The 19,508-nt window shown below is 72.6% G+C and carries 20 protein-coding genes; 8 read left to right on the forward strand and 12 right to left on the reverse strand.

The genetic code is table 11. The annotated features are described in order from the left end of the window. Positions 1–5 precede the first annotated feature (5 nt). The 4 genes from AC07AB_RS07175 to AC07AB_RS07190 all read left to right on the forward strand — a co-directional run bounded on the left by AC07AB_RS07175 (position 6) and on the right by AC07AB_RS07190 (position 3,680). The gene (locus AC07AB_RS07175) at positions 6–650 is read left to right on the forward strand and encodes an amino acid ABC transporter permease (RefSeq protein ID WP_478561330.1); all 645 of its coding nucleotides are present in this window, start codon (positions 6–8) and stop codon (positions 648–650) included. A 200-nt stretch (positions 651–850) separates the two neighbouring features. Further along, the gene (locus tag AC07AB_RS07180; protein ID WP_478561333.1) at positions 851–1,822 is read left to right on the forward strand and encodes an amino acid ABC transporter permease; all 972 of its coding nucleotides are present in this window, start codon (positions 851–853) and stop codon (positions 1,820–1,822) included. A gap of 150 nt (positions 1,823–1,972) precedes the next feature. Beyond that, positions 1,973–2,416 (forward strand): RrF2 family transcriptional regulator, encoded by a 444-nt coding sequence (locus AC07AB_RS07185; protein WP_478561336.1) that lies wholly within the window; start codon positions 1,973–1,975, stop codon positions 2,414–2,416. 73 nt (positions 2,417–2,489) lie between these two features. Then, the gene (locus tag AC07AB_RS07190; protein WP_478561339.1) at positions 2,490–3,680 is read left to right on the forward strand and encodes a globin domain-containing protein; all 1,191 of its coding nucleotides are present in this window, start codon (positions 2,490–2,492) and stop codon (positions 3,678–3,680) included. Positions 3,681–3,746: 66 nt separating this feature from the next. Here AC07AB_RS07190 and AC07AB_RS07195 read toward each other — a convergent pair whose 3' ends face one another. Then, the gene (locus AC07AB_RS07195; RefSeq protein WP_478561342.1) at positions 3,747–4,790 is read right to left on the reverse strand and encodes a S66 family peptidase; all 1,044 of its coding nucleotides are present in this window, start codon (positions 4,788–4,790) and stop codon (positions 3,747–3,749) included. Positions 4,791–4,915: 125 nt separating this feature from the next. Here AC07AB_RS07195 and AC07AB_RS07200 point away from each other — a divergent pair, with 125 nt between their 5' ends. Both AC07AB_RS07200 and AC07AB_RS07205 read left to right on the forward strand, forming a co-directional pair. Next, a complete protein-coding gene (locus tag AC07AB_RS07200) occupies positions 4,916–5,521 on the forward strand; it encodes a TetR/AcrR family transcriptional regulator (protein WP_478561345.1) in 606 nt (201 codons plus the stop codon). A gap of 133 nt (positions 5,522–5,654) precedes the next feature. Beyond that, a complete protein-coding gene (locus AC07AB_RS07205; RefSeq protein WP_478561348.1) occupies positions 5,655–7,109 on the forward strand; it encodes an FAD-dependent monooxygenase in 1,455 nt (484 codons plus the stop codon). A gap of 31 nt (positions 7,110–7,140) precedes the next feature. On the opposite strand, the gene AC07AB_RS07210 is transcribed toward AC07AB_RS07205, so the two are convergent. Genes AC07AB_RS07210 through AC07AB_RS07225 form a run of 4 tightly spaced genes read right to left on the reverse strand, consistent with a single transcriptional unit; the run spans position 7,141 to position 10,448 of the window. After that, the gene (locus tag AC07AB_RS07210) at positions 7,141–8,001 is read right to left on the reverse strand and encodes an amino acid ABC transporter permease (protein ID WP_478561351.1); all 861 of its coding nucleotides are present in this window, start codon (positions 7,999–8,001) and stop codon (positions 7,141–7,143) included. After that, positions 7,998–8,642, reverse strand: a complete 645-nt coding sequence (locus AC07AB_RS07215) for an amino acid ABC transporter permease (RefSeq protein ID WP_478561354.1) — start codon at positions 8,640–8,642, stop codon at positions 7,998–8,000. Before AC07AB_RS07215 ends, AC07AB_RS07210 begins: the two co-directional genes overlap by 4 nt. Before the next feature lie 13 nt (positions 8,643–8,655). Then, positions 8,656–9,690, reverse strand: a complete 1,035-nt coding sequence (locus AC07AB_RS07220; RefSeq protein WP_478561357.1) for a glutamate ABC transporter substrate-binding protein — start codon at positions 9,688–9,690, stop codon at positions 8,656–8,658. 14 nt (positions 9,691–9,704) lie between these two features. Continuing rightward, positions 9,705–10,448 carry an amino acid ABC transporter ATP-binding protein gene (locus AC07AB_RS07225; RefSeq protein ID WP_478561360.1) on the reverse strand — a complete coding sequence of 248 codons (744 nt, stop codon included), beginning with the start codon at positions 10,446–10,448 and terminating at the stop codon, positions 9,705–9,707. Between the two features lie 171 nt (positions 10,449–10,619). Here AC07AB_RS07225 and AC07AB_RS07230 point away from each other — a divergent pair, with 171 nt between their 5' ends. Continuing rightward, positions 10,620–11,420, forward strand: a complete 801-nt coding sequence (locus tag AC07AB_RS07230; RefSeq protein ID WP_478561363.1) for a GntR family transcriptional regulator — start codon at positions 10,620–10,622, stop codon at positions 11,418–11,420. A 98-nt stretch (positions 11,421–11,518) separates the two neighbouring features. On the opposite strand, the gene AC07AB_RS07235 is transcribed toward AC07AB_RS07230, so the two are convergent. Then, a complete protein-coding gene (locus tag AC07AB_RS07235; RefSeq protein ID WP_478561366.1) occupies positions 11,519–11,959 on the reverse strand; it encodes a DUF6278 family protein in 441 nt (146 codons plus the stop codon). Between the two features lie 232 nt (positions 11,960–12,191). Here AC07AB_RS07235 and AC07AB_RS07240 point away from each other — a divergent pair, with 232 nt between their 5' ends. Next, positions 12,192–14,021 carry an SGNH/GDSL hydrolase family protein gene (locus AC07AB_RS07240; protein WP_478561369.1) on the forward strand — a complete coding sequence of 610 codons (1,830 nt, stop codon included), beginning with the start codon at positions 12,192–12,194 and terminating at the stop codon, positions 14,019–14,021. Positions 14,022–14,082: 61 nt separating this feature from the next. On the opposite strand, the gene AC07AB_RS07245 is transcribed toward AC07AB_RS07240, so the two are convergent. The 6 genes from AC07AB_RS07245 to AC07AB_RS07270 all read right to left on the reverse strand — a co-directional run bounded on the left by AC07AB_RS07245 (position 14,083) and on the right by AC07AB_RS07270 (position 19,403). Then, positions 14,083–14,862: an exodeoxyribonuclease III gene (locus tag AC07AB_RS07245; RefSeq protein ID WP_478561372.1), complete on the reverse strand. Its 780-nt coding sequence runs from the start codon at positions 14,860–14,862 to the stop codon at positions 14,083–14,085. A 128-nt stretch (positions 14,863–14,990) separates the two neighbouring features. Continuing rightward, positions 14,991–15,635 carry an MBL fold metallo-hydrolase gene (locus tag AC07AB_RS07250; protein WP_478561375.1) on the reverse strand — a complete coding sequence of 215 codons (645 nt, stop codon included), beginning with the start codon at positions 15,633–15,635 and terminating at the stop codon, positions 14,991–14,993. A gap of 12 nt (positions 15,636–15,647) precedes the next feature. Further along, complete coding sequence (gene pcaDC, locus AC07AB_RS07255) at positions 15,648–16,970, reverse strand: bifunctional 3-oxoadipate enol-lactonase/4-carboxymuconolactone decarboxylase PcaDC (RefSeq protein ID WP_478561378.1); 1,323 nt, start codon at positions 16,968–16,970, stop codon at positions 15,648–15,650. Between the two features lie 686 nt (positions 16,971–17,656). Next, complete coding sequence (locus AC07AB_RS07260; RefSeq protein ID WP_478561381.1) at positions 17,657–17,803, reverse strand: hypothetical protein; 147 nt, start codon at positions 17,801–17,803, stop codon at positions 17,657–17,659. A 44-nt stretch (positions 17,804–17,847) separates the two neighbouring features. Then, positions 17,848–18,660, reverse strand: a complete 813-nt coding sequence (locus AC07AB_RS07265; RefSeq protein ID WP_478561384.1) for an HpcH/HpaI aldolase/citrate lyase family protein — start codon at positions 18,658–18,660, stop codon at positions 17,848–17,850. Continuing rightward, positions 18,657–19,403: an HTD2 family dehydratase gene (locus AC07AB_RS07270; protein ID WP_478561601.1), complete on the reverse strand. Its 747-nt coding sequence runs from the start codon at positions 19,401–19,403 to the stop codon at positions 18,657–18,659. Before AC07AB_RS07270 ends, AC07AB_RS07265 begins: the two co-directional genes overlap by 4 nt. Positions 19,404–19,508: the final 105 nt, after the last annotated feature.

The following is a 19,508-nucleotide window of genomic DNA, read 5'->3' on the forward strand; positions in this document are numbered from 1 at the left end:
CGGCCGTGAACGTCGTCACCGACCACTTCGGGGAGATCCTGGCCGGGTTCGGACGCACCGTCCTGCTCACCCTCGTCAGTTTCGCCGCCGCCCTCATCCTCGGCGGCCTGCTCGGCCTGTGCCGGGTGGCGCCGCTGGGCGTACTGCGCTCGACGGCCGCCTTCTACGTGCACACGGTGCGCAACCTGCCCCTGCTGCTGGTCGTGGTGGTGACGGTGTTCGTGCTGCCCCAGCTCGGGCTCACGCTGTCGCTGAACACCTCCGTGACCGTGGGACTGGCCGTCTACATCGCCAGTTACATCTGCGAGATCCTGCGCTCCGGCATGGAGACCGTACCGGCCGGCCAGGTCGAGGCAGCCCGCGCCGTGGGGCTGACCACCTTCCAGTGCCTGCGCCTGGTCGTCCTCCCACAGGCGCTGCGCTCGATGGTGCAGCCGCTGGGCAACATGTTCATCGCCACCGCGCTGGGCACGGCGGTGGGCTCGGTCGCGGGCGTCAACGAACTGTCCGGTGTCATCCGGCAGCTGAATGTGCAGTACGTCGAGCCGCTCGCGCTGTTCGCGTCCGCGACGGTGCTCTATGTGGCGCTGACCCTCGCGGGCGGACTGATCACCGGGGGCTTGGAGCGACGGCTGAGGATCCACCGATGAGCGGGCCGGCGCGGAGCACGAGTGGCACGGGGCCGGACACGGACGGACCCGGGATCGCGGACGGCACGGCGCGGAGCACGAGTGGCACGGGACCGGGCACAGACGGACCGGGGACCGCGGACGGCACGGCGCGGAGCACGAGCGACTCGGCACAGCGCACCGGCGAGACGGCGCGGAGCACGGAAGAGAGCACAGCAGCGATGACCCAGACCCGGCCGCAGCCCCAGCCGGCAGCCCCCGCCCCGGCCGCCAAAGAAGCCGGGCCGAGCGGGCGGGAGCGGCGCTCCCCGCGTCCGGACCGGGGCGGCCGCCGGCCGCTCGGCGGCGCCGCGGGCGTGCTCTTCGAGCCACCCGGAGCGCGCGGCCGCCGCCAGCGGCGGATCGGCACGGCCGCGGCCGCGGCCCTGATCGCGCTGTTCGCCGCCGTCGTCCTGCTCCAGCTGGGCCGGCACGGCCAGTTGGACTGGGCCCGGTGGCAGCCGCTGACCCAGGCGTCGATCCAGCGGTTCCTGTTCAGCGCGCTGGGCGACACCTTGCTGGCCGGTGTGGTGTCGATCGCCATCGGGCTGCCGCTGGGCGCGGTGATGGGCCTGCTGCGGCTCTCCCGCCGACGGCTCGTCTCACTGCCCGCGGGGGCGGTGGTGGAGCTGCTGCGCTCGCTGCCGCTGCTGTTCGTGGTGTATTTCTTCCTGCTCGGGCTGCCGTCCCTGGGCCTGCGCATGCCGCCGTTCTGGCAGCTCGTCATCCCCATCGTGATGCACAGCATCGGCAACTTCGCCGAGATCTTCCGGGCCGGCGTGCTCGCGCTGCCGCGCGGCCAGAGCGAGGCCGGGTACGCGATCGGGCTGCGGCACGGGCAGGTCATGCGGCTCATCGTGCTGCCCCAGGCCGTACGGGCGCTGCTGCCGACCATCATCGGGCAGGCCGTGCGCGCTCTGAAGGACACCACCTTGGGCTACGTGGTCAGCTACCCCGAGCTGATGCACCAGGGCAATGTGCTGGGCTCGTTCCTGGAGAACGACTTCCTCCAGGTGTACTTCGAGGTCGCGGTCATCTTCGTGGTGATGAACTGGCTGCTGTCCCGGCTGGCCGAGTGGGTGGAGACCCGGACCGGGCGCACGCCCCGGCCGAGCCGCGACGCCAAGGCGGCACGGCGGACGGCCTCGGCCTGACGCCGACCGCTGACCGCTGACCGCCGCCCGCCGGCCAGGGGCCAGGCCGGGCCGGGCCGCCAACCACCGGTCACCGATCACCGATCACCGGCCGCGCCAAGTACCGCCCCCATATTGGAGTCCAAAAAACCAATTAGCTAGAATACGGATGTGCGACTGACCAAGAGCACCGACATCGCCCTGCGCATCGCCATGCGCCTGGCGGTGGCGGGCGACACCGAGGCCCCGACCACCCGCGAGGTGGCCGGGGCCGTCGGAGTGCCGTACACGCACGCCGCGAAGGTGGTCAGCAGGCTCCAGCACCTCGGCGTCGTCGAGGCCCGCCGAGGGCGGGGCGGCGGACTCACCCTCACGCTCGCCGGCCGTACGGGCTCGGTGGGCAACCTCGTTCGCGAGCTGGAGGGGGTCGGCGACGTCGTCGGCTGCGAGGACGATCCGCCCTGCCCGCTGCGCGCGGCCTGCCGGTTGCGCTCGGCGCTGCGCCGGGCCCAGGAGGCGTTCTTCGCCTCGCTCGACCCGATCACCGTCCAGGATCTGGTCGCCGAGCCGACCGGTCCGGTCCTGCTCGGCCTGAGCCCCCGCCCCGGCAGCTGATCCCCATGCCCCGTACCGCGGTCTTTCCGCACAACCTAAAATACGAATTCAAGATGCAAGTTTGGAGCCGCTGATGTTGTCACCCACGTCGGCCGAGACCGTCCGCGCCACCCTGCCCGCGGTCGGGGGCGCCATCGGAGAGATCACCCCGCTCTTCTACGACAAGCTCTTCGCCGCCCACCCCGATCTGCTGCGCGATCTCTTCAACCGCGGAAACCAGGCCAACGGCGCCCAGCGCCAGGCCCTCGCGGGCGCCTTCGCCTCCTTCGCCACGGCCCTCGTCACCCACCCCGACACCCGGCCCGACGCGCTGCTCTCGCGCATCGCGCACAAGCACGCCTCGCTCGGCATCACCGCCGACCAGTACCCGATCGTGCGCCACCACCTCTTCGAGGCCATCGCCGAGGTGCTCGGCGACGCGGCCACCGACGAGACCGTCGCGGCCTGGGACGAGGTGTACTGGCTGATGGCGAACGCCCTGATCAGCATCGAGGCCCGGCTGTACGCGGAGGCCGGGGCCCCGGACGGCGACACCTGGCGGCGCTACCGGGTCGCCGCCCGCGTCCCGGAGACCGACGAGGTCGCGACCTTCGTCGTACGGCCCGCCGACGAGGGCCCGGCGCCCATCGCCCGGCCCGGCCAGTACGTCTCCGTGCGGGTACGGCTCCCCGACGGCGCCCGGCAGATCCGCCAATACAGCCTCTCGGGCGACCCCGAGGACGGGCTCCAGTTCTCGGTCAAGCGCGCCACCGGGTCGCCGGACGGCGAGGTCTCCAACTACCTGCACGACCATGTCGGGCCGGGCGAAACGCTGCTGGTCAGCGCCCCCTTCGGCGATGTCGTGCTGGGCGGTGGCGACTCCCCGGTACTACTCGCCTCCGCGGGTATCGGCTGCACCCCGATGATCGGCATGCTCACCCGCCTCGCCGCCACCGGTTCCGCGCGCCGCGTCCTGGTCGCACACGCGGACCACAGCGAGCACACCCACGCCTTCCGCGCCGAGTTGAGCCGCCTCACCGCCGCGCTGCCCGCCGCCACCGCGGACGTCTGGTACGAGGACCCCAAGGGCGACTGGCCCGCGGACCGTACGGGCCTGGCCGACCTCGGCACGCTCGACATCCCCGCGGGCACCGTCGCCTACCTCTGCGGCCCGCTCCCCTTCCTGCGCTCGGCCCGTACCCAGCTGCTGTCAGCCGGCATACGCCCCGCCGACATCCACTACGAGGTCTTCGGGCCCGACTTGTGGCTCGGCGGCGACGAGTGAGGGCGCCGGGCGAGGACGTGGAACCAGGCCGCGGGGTGGCGACCGGCGGCGCGTGCGAGCGCCGGCTCAGTAGGTGACCGTGATGCGGCGCGCCGGGCCGTCGACCCGGATGCGCCCTCCGACGGGGATCACCAACTGCGGGTCGGTGTGGCCGCAGTCGACGTCGAACACCACCATGGCGCCGGGAGCGTACTCCCGGAAGGCGCGCAGGACGGCCTCGCGCTGCTCCCGGCGGTAGCGCGCCCCCTCCTGGGCGCCGAGCCGCTTCTCGAACGACCAGCTCTTGGCCCTGGCCATCAGCAGCGCGGGGAACTGCTGGAGCAGCCCGCGTTCACCCATGCTCCGCAGGACCCGGTAGACCTCTTCGGCGGGCGGCATCTCCTCGGACGTCTCAAGGAAGAGCACGTCTCCGGCGTAGGCCGCGACCGGCAGCACCTCGCGGTCGGCCATCAGCAGCCAGGAGAGGATCTCCAGGTTGCCGCCCCAACCGGCCCCTTCGACCACCTGGTCGCCGTTGTGCCAGACCCAGCCGTCGGCGGGTCGCATCTCCGGTTCGGACTCGAAGGTGCGGGGGTCCTCCCAGGGCCGGTCGACGTCCCCGTAGGTACGTGCCGGAGTGAGCTCGTACGCGCCGGAGGTGAACAACGCCGCTCTGAGCGAATCCGCGGTCAGCGGGTGCATCGCGCCGGGGCGTCCGTACTCGACCATCACCGTGCCGCCGTGGTACCCGACGATGCCCGAGTTGCGCAGGAACAGCAGCAGGTTGGTGTTGTCGCTGCTCCCGAAAAACGGCTTGGGGTTGGCGCCGATCAGGTCGCGGTCGAGGTGGGACAGGACGGTCAGCTGGTCGTCGCCGCCGATGCTGGCGATCACCGCCTTGATGCCGGGGTCCGCGAAGGCCGCGTGGATGTCCGCGGCCCGCGCTTCGGGCGTCGAGCCCATCCTCCGGGTCGTCGGGTATTCCACCGGCTTCAGCCCGAAGTCCTCCCGCAGTCTGCGCAGCCCCAGTTCGTAGGGCAGCGGGAGGGTGCCGGGCAGGCCGGACGAGGGGGACAGCACCGCGACCGAGTCTCCGGGGCGGGGCTTCGCGGGATAGAGAGGGTCCGTCATTCGCTGATGGTAGGAGTGGTGCGGCCTGGTGTCGCAGTGCTTATTCCGAGGCTCGTCACGCATGCGCCAAAACTTTGCGCGCCACGCATCTTTGCGTAGCGCGCAATTTTCGCTACGGTCGTTCCATGGGGCTGCGAGAACGGAAGAAGGCCGAGACCCGCGCCGCGCTCAGCTGGGCGGCGCTGCGGCTGGTCGTCGAGCACGGGCTCGACAACGTCAGGGTCGAGGACATCGCCGAGGCCGCGGGCGTCTCACCGCGCACGTTCAACAACTACTACTCCAGCAAGGGCGAGGCGATCGTCGCCCGCCACCTCGACCGCTGCCTGCGCGTCGCGGAGGCGCTGCGCGAGCGCTCGGCGGAGCCGCTGTGGGACGCGGTCACGCACGCGGTGCTCCCGCAGTTCGGACCGGACACCGCGTCGGCCGCCCACCCCGTCCCCGACGCGGCGAAGTGGACGGCGGGCGTGCGCACGATGCTCGCCGAACCGGCGCTGCGCGGCGAGATGCTGCGGGCCGGGGCCACCGCCGAGGCCGAGATCGCCGCGGCCGTCGCCGACCACACCGGCACCGACCTCAACCAGGACCTGTACCCGCACCTCGTCGCGTCCGCGGTCGCCGCCGCGATCAACACCGCCATGGCGCACCACCTGCGCACCGACCCGCCGGTACCGGTAGAACGCCTGCTCGCGGACGCCATCGCCCGGATCACCGCGGGACTGCCCACCCCCTAGCCGCCCACCGCGGACCGCCCACCGCCCACCGCCCACCGCGGACCGATAGCCCGACAGGCGGTCGGGCCGATGCCCCCTGCCCGAAATCCTGCCCGAAAATCTCCTCGGAGAATTGCCCGAAAGGAGTCGATCCATGATCGACGTCGTCATCGCGGGCGCCGGCCCCAACGGCCTGATGCTCGCCTGCGAACTCGCCCTGGCCGGCGCGCGCCCGCTCGTCCTGGAGCGCTTCGCCGAACCGGTCGACGAGCAGCGCGCCAACGGCCTGGTCGGCCAGGTCGTCCGCATGCTCGACCGGCGCGGACTGTACGAGCGGCTGACCGCGCCCGGCGCCGTGCCCGAGCCCGCGCCCGGCTTCGTGTTCGGCGCGTTCCCGCTCGATCTGCGTGATCTGCCGGACAACTCGCTCTACACACTGATGATGCCGCAGCGCCGGACCGAGCTCATGCTCGCCGAGCGCGCCGCCGAACTGGGCGTCGAGATCCGCCGCGGCCACGAGGTCATCGGCCTGACGCAGGGCGAGCGTTCCGTAGTGATCGAGATACGCGACCGGGAGCCGGTCGAAGCGGCGTTCCTGGTCGGCGCCGACGGCGGGCACAGCACGGTCCGCAAGCTCACCGGGATCGAGTTCCCCGGCGTGACCGCGGACGACTCGGTGTCGCGCACCGGCCATGTGAGCGTGCCCGAGGAATTGGTCGGGGCCGACGGCGGCCTGACCGTGCCCGGCTTCGGCGTCGTACCGCCGTTCCAGCATCTGCGTACGGAGCGCGGCCTGTTCACCTGGGCGCCCTTCCCGGGCGAGGAGCCGAAGATCAGCACCGCGGAGTGGGACCAGCCGGCCGAAGGCGAGGCGTCGTTCGGCGAACTCCGGGCCAGTGCCTCCCGCGTGCTCGGCGTGGACGTACCGGTCGCTCCGCCCAAGGGGCCGGGCCCCCACCTGATGAGGCGGCTCTTCGGCGGCAACACCAGGATCGCGTCGCGGTACCGCGCGGGCCGCGTCCTCCTGCTCGGGGACGCCGCGCACGTGCACTCGGCGATCGGCGGTCCGGGGCTCAACATGGGCCTGCAGGACGCGGTGAACCTCGGTTGGAAGCTGGCCGCGGAGCTGCGCGGCCGCGCGCCCGAGGGGCTGCTGGACACCTACGAATCGGAACGGGCGCCGGTGGCCCGACGGGTCGCCATGCACACGCAGGCGCAGTCGCTGCTCACCCGCCCGGGCGAAGGTGTGACCGCGCTGCGCGTGCTGTTCGGCGAACTGATCACGCAGCCGTCGACCCGGCAGCACCTGGCGGATCTGCTGTCCGGCGCGGACATCACGTACGACATGGGGCCGGCGTCCGGGCCGCTCGTCGGCCGGTGGGCGCCGGATCTGCCGGGTCTGCGCGAGCTGACCCGCACCGCCCGCCCGCTCCTCCTGGACCCGACCGGTTCCCTCGACACGGGCCCCTGGGCGCCGCACGTCGACACCGTGGCCGTCCCGGAGCTCGACACCGCGCTCCTGCTCCGGCCCGACTGCTACGTCGCCTGGCAGGGCACCACGGACGACGGCCTGCACAAGGCGCTGGGCACCTGGTTCAAGCCGGTGTGAGCCACGCGGACCCGCCGGCGCCGAAGGCCCGCTACTGCTGCGGAGCGCCCGGCAGCAGCGTGCCCGGCTCGGCGGCGTTCACCTCCACCGCCTCCGTCTTGAGGTTGCGCTGCTGCCGCTTGGCGACCCAGTTGGCGAACCACGACAGCAGCATGCACATACCGATGTAGATCGGGGAGATCACCATGACGACGGGGATGAACGGCAGGTCGTAGTCGAGATTGGAGGCGATCAGCTTGCCCGCGTGGAGGAATTCCTCATAGGTGATGAGGTAGCCGAGCGAGGTGTCCTTGAGGGCCACCACCAGCTGGCTGATGATCGTCGGCAGCATCGCCCGTACGGCCTGCGGCACCAGGACGTACGACATCACCTGCATCTTGCGCATCCCCAGCGCGTACGCCGCCTCGCGCTGCCCGCGGTCGACGGAGTGCACGCCCGTACGGAACACCTCGGCGAGCACCGAGCCGTTGTACAGCGTCAGTCCGGTGACCAGGGCGGGCAGCGGCTGCACCTTGAGCGCCACGAAGACGAAGAAGATCATCACCAGTACGGGCATCGCGCGGAAGAACTCGACCAGCAGCGTCGCCGCCCAGCGCACCGGCCGGTGCTCCGAGAGCCGCCCCGCCGCGAGCACGGCGGCGAGCGCCAGCGCGAGGACGGCGGAGTACACGAACGCCTTCAGCGTGTTGCCGAGCCCCCGCAGCAGCAGCTCCTGGATGCCCTTGTACGCGAACGGCGTCCACTTGCGGGCCGTGAACTGGTCGGTGTCGAACAGGAGATAGAGGGCCCAGCCGAGCACGGCGAGGATCGCGGCGGTCGCGAGCAGCCCGTAGACCCGGTGGCGGCGCCGGGTCCGGGGGCCCGGCACGTCGTACAGCACGGTGTCGCTCATCGGGCCACTCCCCAGCGCTTCTCCAGCACGTTGAAGACCGCGCTGATGGTCAGGGTCACGATCAGATAGCCGACGGCGATCCAGACGAAGGACCAGATGATGCTGTAGCCCAGCTCGTTGAGCGTCTTGTACGTCCCGAGGAGTTCGGTGACGCTGAACGATCCGGCGATCGCCGAGTTCTTGGCGAGGGCGATCAGCGTCGAGCCGATCGGCGGGATGACGGAGCGGAACGCCTGCGGCAGCACCACGCCGCCGAGCGTCTGCCCGAAGGTCATGCCCAGGCCGCGCGCCGCCTCGCCCTGCCCGACGGGCACCGTGTTGATGCCGGAGCGGACCGCCTCGCAGATGAAGGCGGAGGTGTAGCAGCCGAGCGCGAGAACGGCGAAGAGCTGGAAGGGCAGCACCAGCCCGAACCTCGGCAGCCCCAGCAGGACCGCGAAGAACAGCAGCGTCAGAGGGGTGTTGCGCAGCACGGCCACCCATACGGTCCCGAACGCGCGCAGCGAGCCGACCGGTGCGACGCGGAAGGAGGCCATCACGAAGCCGAGCACGAGGGAGAGGAGCCCGGCGTAGACGGTGAGTTCGACGGTGCCGAGCAGGCCCTTGCCGTACAGGGAGAAGTTTTCGGTGAGTACGTCCATGGCGGTCCTTGCCTCAGCTCGCCGGGTAGCGGTCGACGGCGGGCGGCTTGGGGGCGGGGACCCCGGACAGCCCGAGGGTCGCGTCGTACGCCTTCTTCCAGTCGCCGTTCTTCTCGTGCGCCTCGATGGCGTCGTCGAGCGCGAGGCGCAGCGCGTTGTCGCCGCGCGGGACGCCGATGCCGTACGGCTCCTTCGAGAAGGGCTTGCCCGCGAGCTTCAGCTCCTCGGGCACCTTGGCCGCGTACCCCATCAGGATGCTGTCGTCGGTGGTGACCGCGTCCACTTGGTAGGTGAGCAGGTTGTCGACGCAGATCGAGTACGTGTCGTAGGCGACGGCGTCGGCCTCGGGGTAGTCGGCCTCGATGCGCTGGAGCGGTGTGGAGCCCGCGGCCGAGCAGACCTTCTTGCCGTCGAGGTCGCGGGGGCCGTGGATGTCCTTCTCGTCGGTCCGTACGAGCAGTCCCTGGCCCGCCATGTAGTACGGGCCGCCGAAGCCGACCTGCTTCTTGCGCAGGGCGTTCACGGTGTAGGTGCCCACGTAGTAGTCGATCTGGCCGTTCTGGAGCGCGGTCTCGCGGTTGGCGGAGGCGATGGTCTTGAACCGGATGGTCTTGGGAGGGAAGCCGAGAGAGGCCGACATCATCTTGGCGATCTCGATGTCGAAGCCGGAGTAGCGGCCGCCGGCGGGGTCCTTCTCGCCCAGATAGGGCTGGTCCTCCTTGGCGCCGACGACGAGGTGGCCGCGGCCGCGGGCCCGCTTCCAGGTGGTCGAGTCGGGCAGCCGGAAGCCGTCGGCCACCCGGTAGACGGGCAGCGCGCCGGCCGGCGGGCCCTTGACCGGCGGGCTGCCGGACTTGCCGCAGGCCGCGGCGGACAGGGCCAGTCCGGCGAGGGCGAGGGCCGCCGCGATCCGGCGGGCCGGGAGGGGAAGGGCCGCGAGGCGCGCGGGTGTACGGCCGGAAGCCGCGGGGTGCGCGGGCGTACGGCCGGAAACCGCGGGGTCGGTGGCTGCGGGGTCGGTGGCTGTGGGGCAGGAAGCCGGGCTCATGTCTGCTCCCCCGCTCAGTGCTTGAGGATCTTGGAGAGGAAGTCCTTGGCGCGGTCGCTCTCGGGCGCGGTGAAGAACTCCTCGGGCGCGCGGTCCTCGACGACGCACCCGTCAGCCATGAACACGACCCGGTTGGCGGCCGAGCGGGCGAACCCCATCTCGTGGGTGACGACGACCATGGTCATTCCGTCGCGGGCGAGTTGCCGCATGACCTCCAGCACCTCGTTGATCATCTCCGGGTCGAGCGCGGAGGTCGGCTCGTCGAAGAGCAGCGCCTTGGGGTCCATCGCGAGCGCGCGGGCGATGGCGACGCGCTGCTGCTGGCCGCCGGAGAGCTGGGCCGGGTACTTCCCGGCCTGGGAGGCGAGTCCGACGCGCTCCAGCAGTTCGCGCGAGCGCTGGTCGGCCTCCTCCTTCTTGCGTCCCCGGACCTTGATCTGCGCCAGCGAGACATTCGCCAGCACGCTCTTGTGGGCGAAGAGGTTGAAGGACTGGAAGACCATGCCGACCTCGGCGCGGAGCTTCGCCAGGCTCTTGCCCTCCTCGGGCAGCGGCTTCCCGTCGAGGAGGATGGTGCCCGACTCGACCGGCTCCAAGCGGTTGATGGTCCGGCACAGGGTCGACTTGCCGGAGCCGGAGGGGCCGATGACGACCACCACCTCCCCGCGGCCGACGGTGAGATTGATGTCCCGCAGGACGTGCAACGAGCCGAAGTGCTTGTTCACATCACGCAGCTCGATCAATGGATCGACGGCCATACCCAGCTCTACCCACTCTCAACCGTGTCGCGGTCAACGCAAACTATCCACCCCAATAGGGGACTTCCCGGACGACACGCACACAGCGGGGATTAACCGACCTTTGACCTAGGTACGCAGAGCGGGCCTGGGTACCTAGCCTGAGGGGCACTTCGTGCGAAAGGACCCCAGGTGTATGACCTCAGGCCCGTCTACCAGCGCATCGCCGACGACCTCCGGCAGCGGATCGACGAAGGCTCCCTGACCGTCGGCGACCGCATCCCCTCCCGCTCCGAGCTCAAGCGCGCGTACGACGCGAGCGATCAGACCGTGGACCGCGCGGTGCGCGTGCTCAAGGCGGCCGGGTACGCGGAAGGGCAGTTCGGGCGTGGGGTGTTCGTCAGCGACCGGGCCCCGCTGGGCGCCCTGCTGCGCTCCACGGGCGCCGTCGACTCCCCCTTCGCCACGGTGATCCGGGGGTACGACCAGGGACGCGACCCCGAGGCGTGCCCGGCGCTCGACCGGGCCCCCTCCGAGGACACCGCGCTGACCTGGGAGGCCGTCTCCACCGAGACGGCCGCGCCGGGCCGGATCGCCGTCCGGCTGGGGCTCGCGCCGGACGCCGGGGTGGTCTGCACCCAGTACGAGTACCTCGCCGACCGGCGCCCCGTGCAGCTCGCCACCAGCTGGGAGCCGCTGTCGGTCACCGAGGGCACGGATGTCGTCCATCCGGAGCGCGGCCCGTACGCCCGGCGCGGGGTGCGCGGGCGGCTGGCCGCCATCGGCATCAGGGTCGTACGGGCACAGGACCTGGTCGGTTCACGGCCGGCCACCAGCCGTGAGGCCGAGACGCTGGGCTGTGCGGTCGGGCAGTGCGTGACCGTCGTCGAGCGCACGCACTTCGACGCCGACGACCGGGCCGTGGAGACCGCCGACATCGTGGTGCGGGCGGACCGGTGGCGGCTGGAGTATTCGATCCCGTTCACCAGCTAGGAGCAGCCGGCGGAGCCGGGGAGCCGGGGCCGGACGCCCCTGGCCCCGACCGTGGCGGCCGGTGTCCCGCGCTCGCGCCCTCAAGCGCCGGAGGCCCGTCAGCTCTCCGCGATCTCCGCGTACAGCTGGGACAGCTCCGGCGCGCCGTCGGCCGCCCATCCCTGGCCCGCCTCGACCACGTCGATCTCCCGGCCGTTGCCGAGCCGGACGACGGGCTGGCCGTCCGGCCGGATGTGCCAGACCGCCCCGGAGACCGTACGGACGACGACCGTGCCCAGATACAGCCCGGCGTCGTTGCCGAGCCACGGCAGCAGCTCCGGATCCTCGCGCCAGCGCGGCTGCAACTGGTCCAGCGCCGCCAGGGACGCGGGCGAGTCGTCCAGCGCGCCTCCCGCCGACTGGGCCTGGGCGCGCAGCAGTTCGCACTCCGAGAGCAGTTCGGCGATGCCTTCCGGATTCATGTCGAGCGCCTCGGCCGGCGTCATCCCGTGCTCCGGCCCGTGCCGCTTGCGCCAGTTGTCCAAGAAGGGAATGTTCATACCGCACAGGTTCCCACCCGCACGGACGGCCCCACCACAGGCGCGCGGCACACCCTCTTGGCCCATTGGGCCTCCTTGACGTCGCCCGGTCGCCTCTTTAGCTTCATCCCGCCAGAGCAGGGTCGCCACCGGGGCCCCGAGCGCCCCTCTTCACACACCGGCTCATGGACCGGCGCGCGCACCGGCCGCACGGACCGGTTCGCGCCCCGGCGGGACACGGGAGGCTGCACACATGCTCGTACACACGTTCCACGGCGCGCGCGGCGGCGACGGCCGGCACAGACCCGCGGCCGCGGCCGGGCTCGTCGCGACGGGCGTCGCACTGACCCTGGCCGTCACGGCCTCGCCCGCCCTCGCCGCAGAACGCCCTTCCGAGCCGCTCCCGTTGGAGCGGCTCTTCGACAATACGGCCGTCAGCGACGACGCCCGGCCGCAGACGGCCGACTTCGACGGCGGCGGCAGCTCGCTCTCCGCCCAGGACCTGGCCGCCGCGGGCTGGACGCCGGGGCGCGCCCTCGGCTTCGACGGGGTGCGGCTGCGCCTGCCGCGGGCCGCCGCCGGGACGCCGGACAACGTGCGCGCGGACGGGCAGCGCGTGCGGCTGACCGGGCGCGGCGACGCCGTCTCCTTTCTCGTCGCCGGTACGGGCGGCACGGCGAGCGGCAGCGGTACGGTGCGCTACCGGGACGGCTCGCGCGGTACGTACGCGCTGAGCGCCCCGGACTGGCGGGCCGGCCCGCTCGCGACGAAGGCGGTCGCGCTGCCGCACCTCAACTCCCCCGCCGGTCAACGCGCCGAGAAGACCCGGCTGTATGTGGTGACGGTGCCGGTGGCGCGCGGCCGGGAGATCGCGTCCGTGGTGCTGCCGAAGGACCCCGGCGCGGCGGCCGATCTGCATGTGTTCGCGGTGGCGGTGCGGGCCGTGCCCCAGGGGTGGACGGGGAGCTGGGCGGCGTCCGCGTCCGGGTACACCGCGGTCGGGCCGTGGCGGGACCGGACGCTGCGGCTCGTCGTGCACACCAGCGCGGGCGGGCCGCGGGCCCGTATCCGGCTGGCCAACACCTTCGCGGGGCGGCCCCTGGCGATCGGGCACGCGAGCGTGGCGCTCCAGGCGAGCGGCGCGGCGGCCGCCGGCCGGCCCGTGCCGCTGCGGTTCGGCGGCCGGGCGGGTGCCGAAGTCGCGGCGGGGGCCGAGCAGTTCAGCGATCCGGTGGGGTTCCGGGTGCCCGCGGGGGCCAATCTGCTGGTGAGCGTGCATCTGCCGGGGACGGTGAGCGCGCTGCCGGTGCACAGCCTGGCCTTGCAGCGCTCCTATCTGAGCGCCGACGGCAGTGGGGACCGTACGGGCGAGCGCGCCGGCGGCTCGTACGGCCAGTCGCTCACCACCTGGCCGCTGCTGACCGGGGTGGACGTCGGGGGCGGGCCGGGGACGGTGGTGGCGCTCGGCGACTCGATCACGGACGGGGCCAACTCGACGCCCGACGCCAACCGGCGCTGGCCCGATCTGCTGTGGAGCCGGCTCGCGGCGCAGCACGCGGTGGCGCGGCTGGGGGTGGTCAATCAGGCCATCTCCGGGAACCGCGTGGTGACCGACCGCTATCCGGGGGACGGCGTGTCCACGATCGCCAGCGGGGTGAGCGCGCAGCACCGGCTGGACCGCGATGTGCTGGGCCAGACCTCGGCCCGTACGGTCCTCGTCTTCGAGGGCGTCAACGATGTCCGCGCGGGCACCTCGGCCGAGGAGGTCGTCGCGGGGCTGCGGGCCGTGACGGCGCGGGCGCACGCGCGGGGGGTGCGCGTGGTGATGGCGACCATCGCGCCGTGCGCGGGCGAGACGTACTGCACGCCCGCGGCCGACGGGCAGCGCGAGAAGGTCAACTCCTTCGTCCGCTCGGGCGAGGGCCACTTCGACGCCGTAGTGGACTTCGACGCCGTGATCCGCGACCCGGACCGGCCCGAGCGGATGCTGCCCGCCTACGACAGCGGCGACCATCTGCACCCCAATGACGCGGGGATGCGGGCGTTCGCCGACGCGATCGAGCTGCGGGAACTGGTGGGGTGAGAGCCCGCGCCATACCCCCGGTCGGGGACACGGCACAGGCTCCGAGCGGCCGGGCGCCGCGTCACAGGTCCAGGTCGACGACCACGGGGGCGTGGTCCGAGGCGCCCTTGCCCTTGCGCTCCTCCCGGTCGACGTAGGAGTCGGAGACGGCCTTGGCGAAGCTTCCGTTTCCGTAGACGAGGTCGATGCGCATGCCCTTGTTCTTCGGGAAGCCGAGGGAGCGGTAGTCCCAGTAGGTGTACGGGCGGTCGTACTTGAGCGGGCGGGGCATCACGTCGGACAGACCGGTCTCGCGGAGGGCGGCGAGCGCCGAGCGCTCCGCGGGGGTGACATGGGTCGCGCCCTCGAAGAGCGCCGGGTCCCAGACGTCCTCGTCGGTGGGCGCGACGTTGAAGTCGCCGAGGACGGCGAAGGGGCGCTCCCCGGCCGCGTCGTCCGCGACCGCCGCCTTCAGCGCCTCGAACCAGCGGAGCTTGTACGTGTAGTGGGCGTGGTCGACTTCGCGGCCGTTGGGCACGTACACCGACCAGACGCGGGCGGGGCCGCAGGTGGCCGAGACGGCGCGGGGCTCCAGCGCGCCGTCGTACTCCGGGCCGCCGGGCAGCCCGACGACCACGTCGTCGAGGCCGACCCTGGACAGCAGGGCCACGCCGTTCCACCGGCCGGTCGCGTTGACGGCGGCCTCGTAGCCGAGCTCGCGCAGCGCGTCGAAGGGGAACTGCGCCTCGGCGCACTTGGTCTCCTGGACGCACAGCACATCGGTGCCGCTGCTCTCCAGCCAGGCCAGCAGCCTAGGCAGCCGGGCGGTGATCGAGTTGACGTTCCATGTGGCGATGCGCATGCCCGTAAACCTACCGTCCGGGTCCGACAGTCACCCTCCGACGATCGCCTTCCGGTGGTCACGGAGCGATGACCACGGATCGGCGGTCGCGGATCGGCGGTCACGGGGCGGCGGTCACAAGGCGGCGGTCACAGGGCGACGCTCTCGCCGGGGTCGAGCCGGAGGTGGTCCGCCCCGGCGACGCCGGGTCCGTCCGGGCCGAGCATCCGGTCGTAGACGGGCCGGGCGAGGCCGGTGAGGAGCGCGTCGTGGACGTCGAGGGCGCGCCGGGGCCCGATCTCGCGGACGTAGTCGATGATCTCGCCGACCTTGTTCCACGGGGCCATCACGGGGATCAGCAGGGTGTCGACGGACTGCCCGGGGAGGGTCAGCGCGTCGCCGGGGTGGAAGACGGAGCCGTCCACCAGGTAGCCGACATTGGTGATGCGCGGGATATCGGGATGGATGACGGCGTGCAGTTGGCCGTGGACCTGGACGTCGAACCCGGCGGCGGTGAAGGCGTCGCCCTCGCCGACGGTGTGGACGCGACCCGGGAAGGCCGCGGAGACCTGCTCGGCGACGCTGCGCAGCGTCCAGATCTCGGCGGCCGGATTGGCGTCCAGGGCGGCCCGGAGCCGTCCCTCGTCGAAGTGGTCCGGGTGTTCGTGGGTGACCAGCACGGCGTCCGCGCCGACGGCCGCGTCCTGCTCGCTGAAGCCGCCCGGGTCGATGACGAGGGTCCGCCCGTCCTTCTCCAACCGGACGCAGGCGTGGCTGTGCTTGGTGAGGTTCATGTTTCCATCCTGCTACGCGTGCGGGCTGGTCTCCTCCCGGATCACGCGCTGCGCCACGGCGAAGGCGGAATTGGCGGTCGGCACCCCGCAGTAGACGGCGGTCTGCAGCAGCACTTCCCTGATCTCTTCGGGGGTGAGGCCGTTGCGGAGCGCGGCGCGGGTGTGGGAGGCCAGCTCGTCGAGGTGGCCGCGGGCGGCCAGCGCCGTGAGGGTGATGACGCTGCGGGTGTGCCGGTCGAGCCCGGGGCGGGTCCACACCTCGCCCCAGGCATAGCGGGTGATGAAGTCCTGGAAGTCCCCGGTGAAGTCGTCCTTGGCCGCTTCGGCGCGGTCCACATGGGCGTCGCCGAGCACCTCGCGCCGTACCTTCATGCCCGCTTCGTACGCCTCGGCGGCGGGGCCGCCGGTCGCGACGGGCTGCTCGGCGGAGGCGATGGCGGCGACGGGGCCGCTGGGCATGGCGGGCGCTGCCACGGGCGGCGGCGGCGGGGGCGTGAGCTGCGGCTTGGGCACGGGCGGGGTGATCGCCTGGGGGCCGGTCTTCTCGTATCCGCTCTGCCAGGAGGTGGTGAAGTGGCGGACCAGCAGATCGGTGACGGCGGCGGGCTGCTCGACGGGGGCGAGGTGCGAGGTGCCGGGGACCAGGGCGAGCCTGGCGTCGGGTATCCCGGCGACCAGGACGCGGGCGTCGGCGGGCGGGCTGACCTGGTCCTCGGCGCCGACGAGCACCAGGGTCGGCACGCCGACGCGGCCGAGCTCCGCGCGGACGTCGAAGGACGCGAGCGCCTCGCAGGCGGCGATGTAGCAGCCGGGGTCGGTGGTGCGGACCATCTGTACGGCCCATTCCACGATCGCGGGCTGGGACGCGGCGAACCCCTGGGTGAACCAGCGCTCCGGCGCGGAGCGGGCGATCGGGTCGAGCCCGTTCGTACGGACGACGACGCCGCGCTGCCGCCAGGCGTCCGCGGTCCCGAACCGGGCGGAGGAGGCGACGAGGGCGAGCGAGGCCAGGCGGTGCGGGTGGCGCAGGGCGAGATCGGCGCCGATCGCCCCGCCGATCGAGCAGCCGGCGTAGCCGAATCTGTCGATGCCCAGCTGGTCGAGGGTGGCCAGCAGCCGGTCGGTGAGGTCGCCGACGGCGGTGGCTGGGTGCGCGGGCGCGCCGCCGTGCCCCGGCAGGTCGAACCGGAGCACGCGCCAGTGGCGGGTCAGCTCCGGGATCTGCCGATCCCACATGTGCCACGTGGTGCCGAGGGATGGCCCCATGATCAGGACCGGGGCCTGCTCCGGCCCGTCACACCGGTACTGCAGGGCTTCAGTCGTCGTCTCGCTCACGCTCCGCACGCTCTCATCTCTCACAATCTGTCACAACCGCCGGGCCGTGTTGCCCGCCGCAGCCCGGCCGGGGCCGGCGGGACCGCCCGCCGCGTCGCCTGCGCGCCCAACGGCACTCAGGGGTCAGTTGTGCAGGTCGTGCCCGGTGTGGACCGTTTTGATGGTAGTCGCGGCCTGCCCGGGCCCGGTGCGGATCACCAGCCGATCGCCTTGACGGGAGTGGTCATGGTAGCGGTGCCGGCCGCGGATGCCCGGGGCTGTGTACGTACTGCCCCCGTCGGCGGGCCCGGAGCTCTCGGCGCGGTGCGGAAAGTCGCCACGTTCCGGGCCGACCGACAGCCGGCCGCGTCAGACGCTCACCGGAATCAGTGCCTCACCGAGCCGGCGGGCGATGGCGGTCATCTTGGCGTCGATACCGGGCTTCCCCATCACCTGCGGACCGGTACGACGGCAACAGCCTCGTGCCACCGCTTGACGGCCCCGCAGCGGTCGGCCGATACGCGCAACCGCGGCTCGGGATCTCGGCCGCTGCCGCAGGGGGCAGTCGCTTGGGCGCCGGTGGCTCGCGGCGGCCGTGCCGTCAGCGGCGCGCTGCCGGAGACCGGGGGCCGACACACTCTCGTAGAACCGACAGGCCGTCATGCCGACAGAACGTCAGACCGACGGGCCGTCAGGCAGACGGGCCGTCAGGCCGTCGAGACCTGCTGTCCGATCTCGCCCGCGGCCTCGATGACCAGCCGCGCCAAATGCCGTTCCGGCGCCGGGTCGAAGCGCATCTCCGGGATGGGCAGAGTCAGGGCCGTCTCGATGGGACGCCCCGCCGAGTTGGCCACGGCCGCGCCGTCGAGTCCGCCCGGCCCGGTGCTCAGGCTCGGACTCAGGGTCGGGCTCGGGCCAGGACCGCCTCCGCACGCAGGACCACCGGCCGGTCGATCATCTCTCCGTTCAGCGTCGTCACATGGCCGCCCTCGGCGGACGCGAGCACGGCGCGCGCCCATGCGATCTGCGCGTCCGTCGGGGTGAAGGCGGCGTTGGCCGCGGCGACTTGGCGGGGGTGGACGCAGAGCTTTCCGGTGAACCCGAGCGCCGCCGCGTTGCCGAGGTCGTCCGCCAACGCCGCCTGGTCGTCGATCGCGGTGGTCACACCGTCGATCGGCGCGGCGCACCCGGCCGTCGCCGCGGCGAGTACGAGCGCGGACCGGGCGTGGTTCAACGCCGCCTTCGACCGGTGGTCGACACCGAGCTGCGCCGCGAGGTCGACGCTGCCGAATGCCGGGCGCACGACCGATTCGACCCCGCAGACCCGCACCGCCCTGGTGATCCCCGCCGCGGTCTCGATCAGCGGGAGCAGCGCGGTGCCTGCGGGCAGCGCGCGGGCGAGGGCGCCGAGCGCGGCGGGGTCTTCGGCCTTGGGCACCATCACCGCGGCCACGCGTCCCGCCACGGCTTCGACGTCGGCCTCGTGCCAGTCGGTCCCGGCGGCGTTGATCCGGACCACGGCGCGGTGGCGCCCCTCGTCGAGCCAGTCGCGGACGTGCTCCCGCGCCGCCGCCTTCGCATCCGGGGCGACCGCGTCCTCAAGGTCGAGGACGACGGCGTCGGCGCCTGCCGCCCACGCCTTGGCGAACCGGTCGGGCCGGTCGCCGGGTACGAACAGGAACGTGCGGGCGCCGGTGAGAGCGGCCGTCACCGGTCCTGCCTCCGCAGCGTGCCGGTCGCGGTCCGCCGTCCGTAGACATCGCGGACCGCGGTGCGGGTCTCCCCCTGCTCGCCGGGGGCCGCGCCGACCACCATGCCCTGGTCGTCGAAGAGCGGGGCGGTCAGCCGGTAGTCGAACGACACCCGGCCGAAGAGGCCGCCGGCGCGTGCCTTCTCCGCCATGGCGATCGCCTGCAGCGGGCCATGCGTGAGGAGGCCCGGGTATCCCTCGACGTCGCGGCAGTAGTCGCGGTCATAGTGGATGCGGTGCGCGTTGTACGTCAGCGCCGAGAACCGGAACAGCAGGACGGGCGAGACGTCGATGGCCCATTCGTCCGGTGTGGCCGCCACGGGCGCGCCGGGCTCGGCGGCCGCGGAGCGCCCGGCCGGCAGCGGCCGGTACACGATGTCCTGCTCCTCGTCGACGACCACCTCGCCGCGCTGTTCGATCCGGTGCCCGACCACCACGAACTTCAACGGCCCCGAACGGCCCTGCTTCTCCTGGACGGAGAGGACCTTCGTACGGCGAACCGCCTGTTCGCCGCAGCGCAGCACCCCCCGCTGGCGGACGCGCCCGCCTGCCCACATGCGCCGGTGCCCGGGCCCGGGGTGCGCGGGGACGGCACCGCGGAACGGGTGTCCGTCGGAGGCGAGGTCGGCCAGGGCCGGGCAGTCCAGCAGGTAGAGCCAGTGCCACAGCAGCGGCAGCCCCTCCCCCGCGTCCAGGTCGGGCACCGTGACGTCGAGCAGCGCGCCCAGGTCCCGGGCGGGCCCGGGCAGGATGGTCTCCCGGCGTTCGACGGTCTCGTCCGCGCCCTGACGCCGTTCGGCCGCGCGTGG

This window comes from Streptomyces sp. NPDC044033, assembly GCF_056434425.1.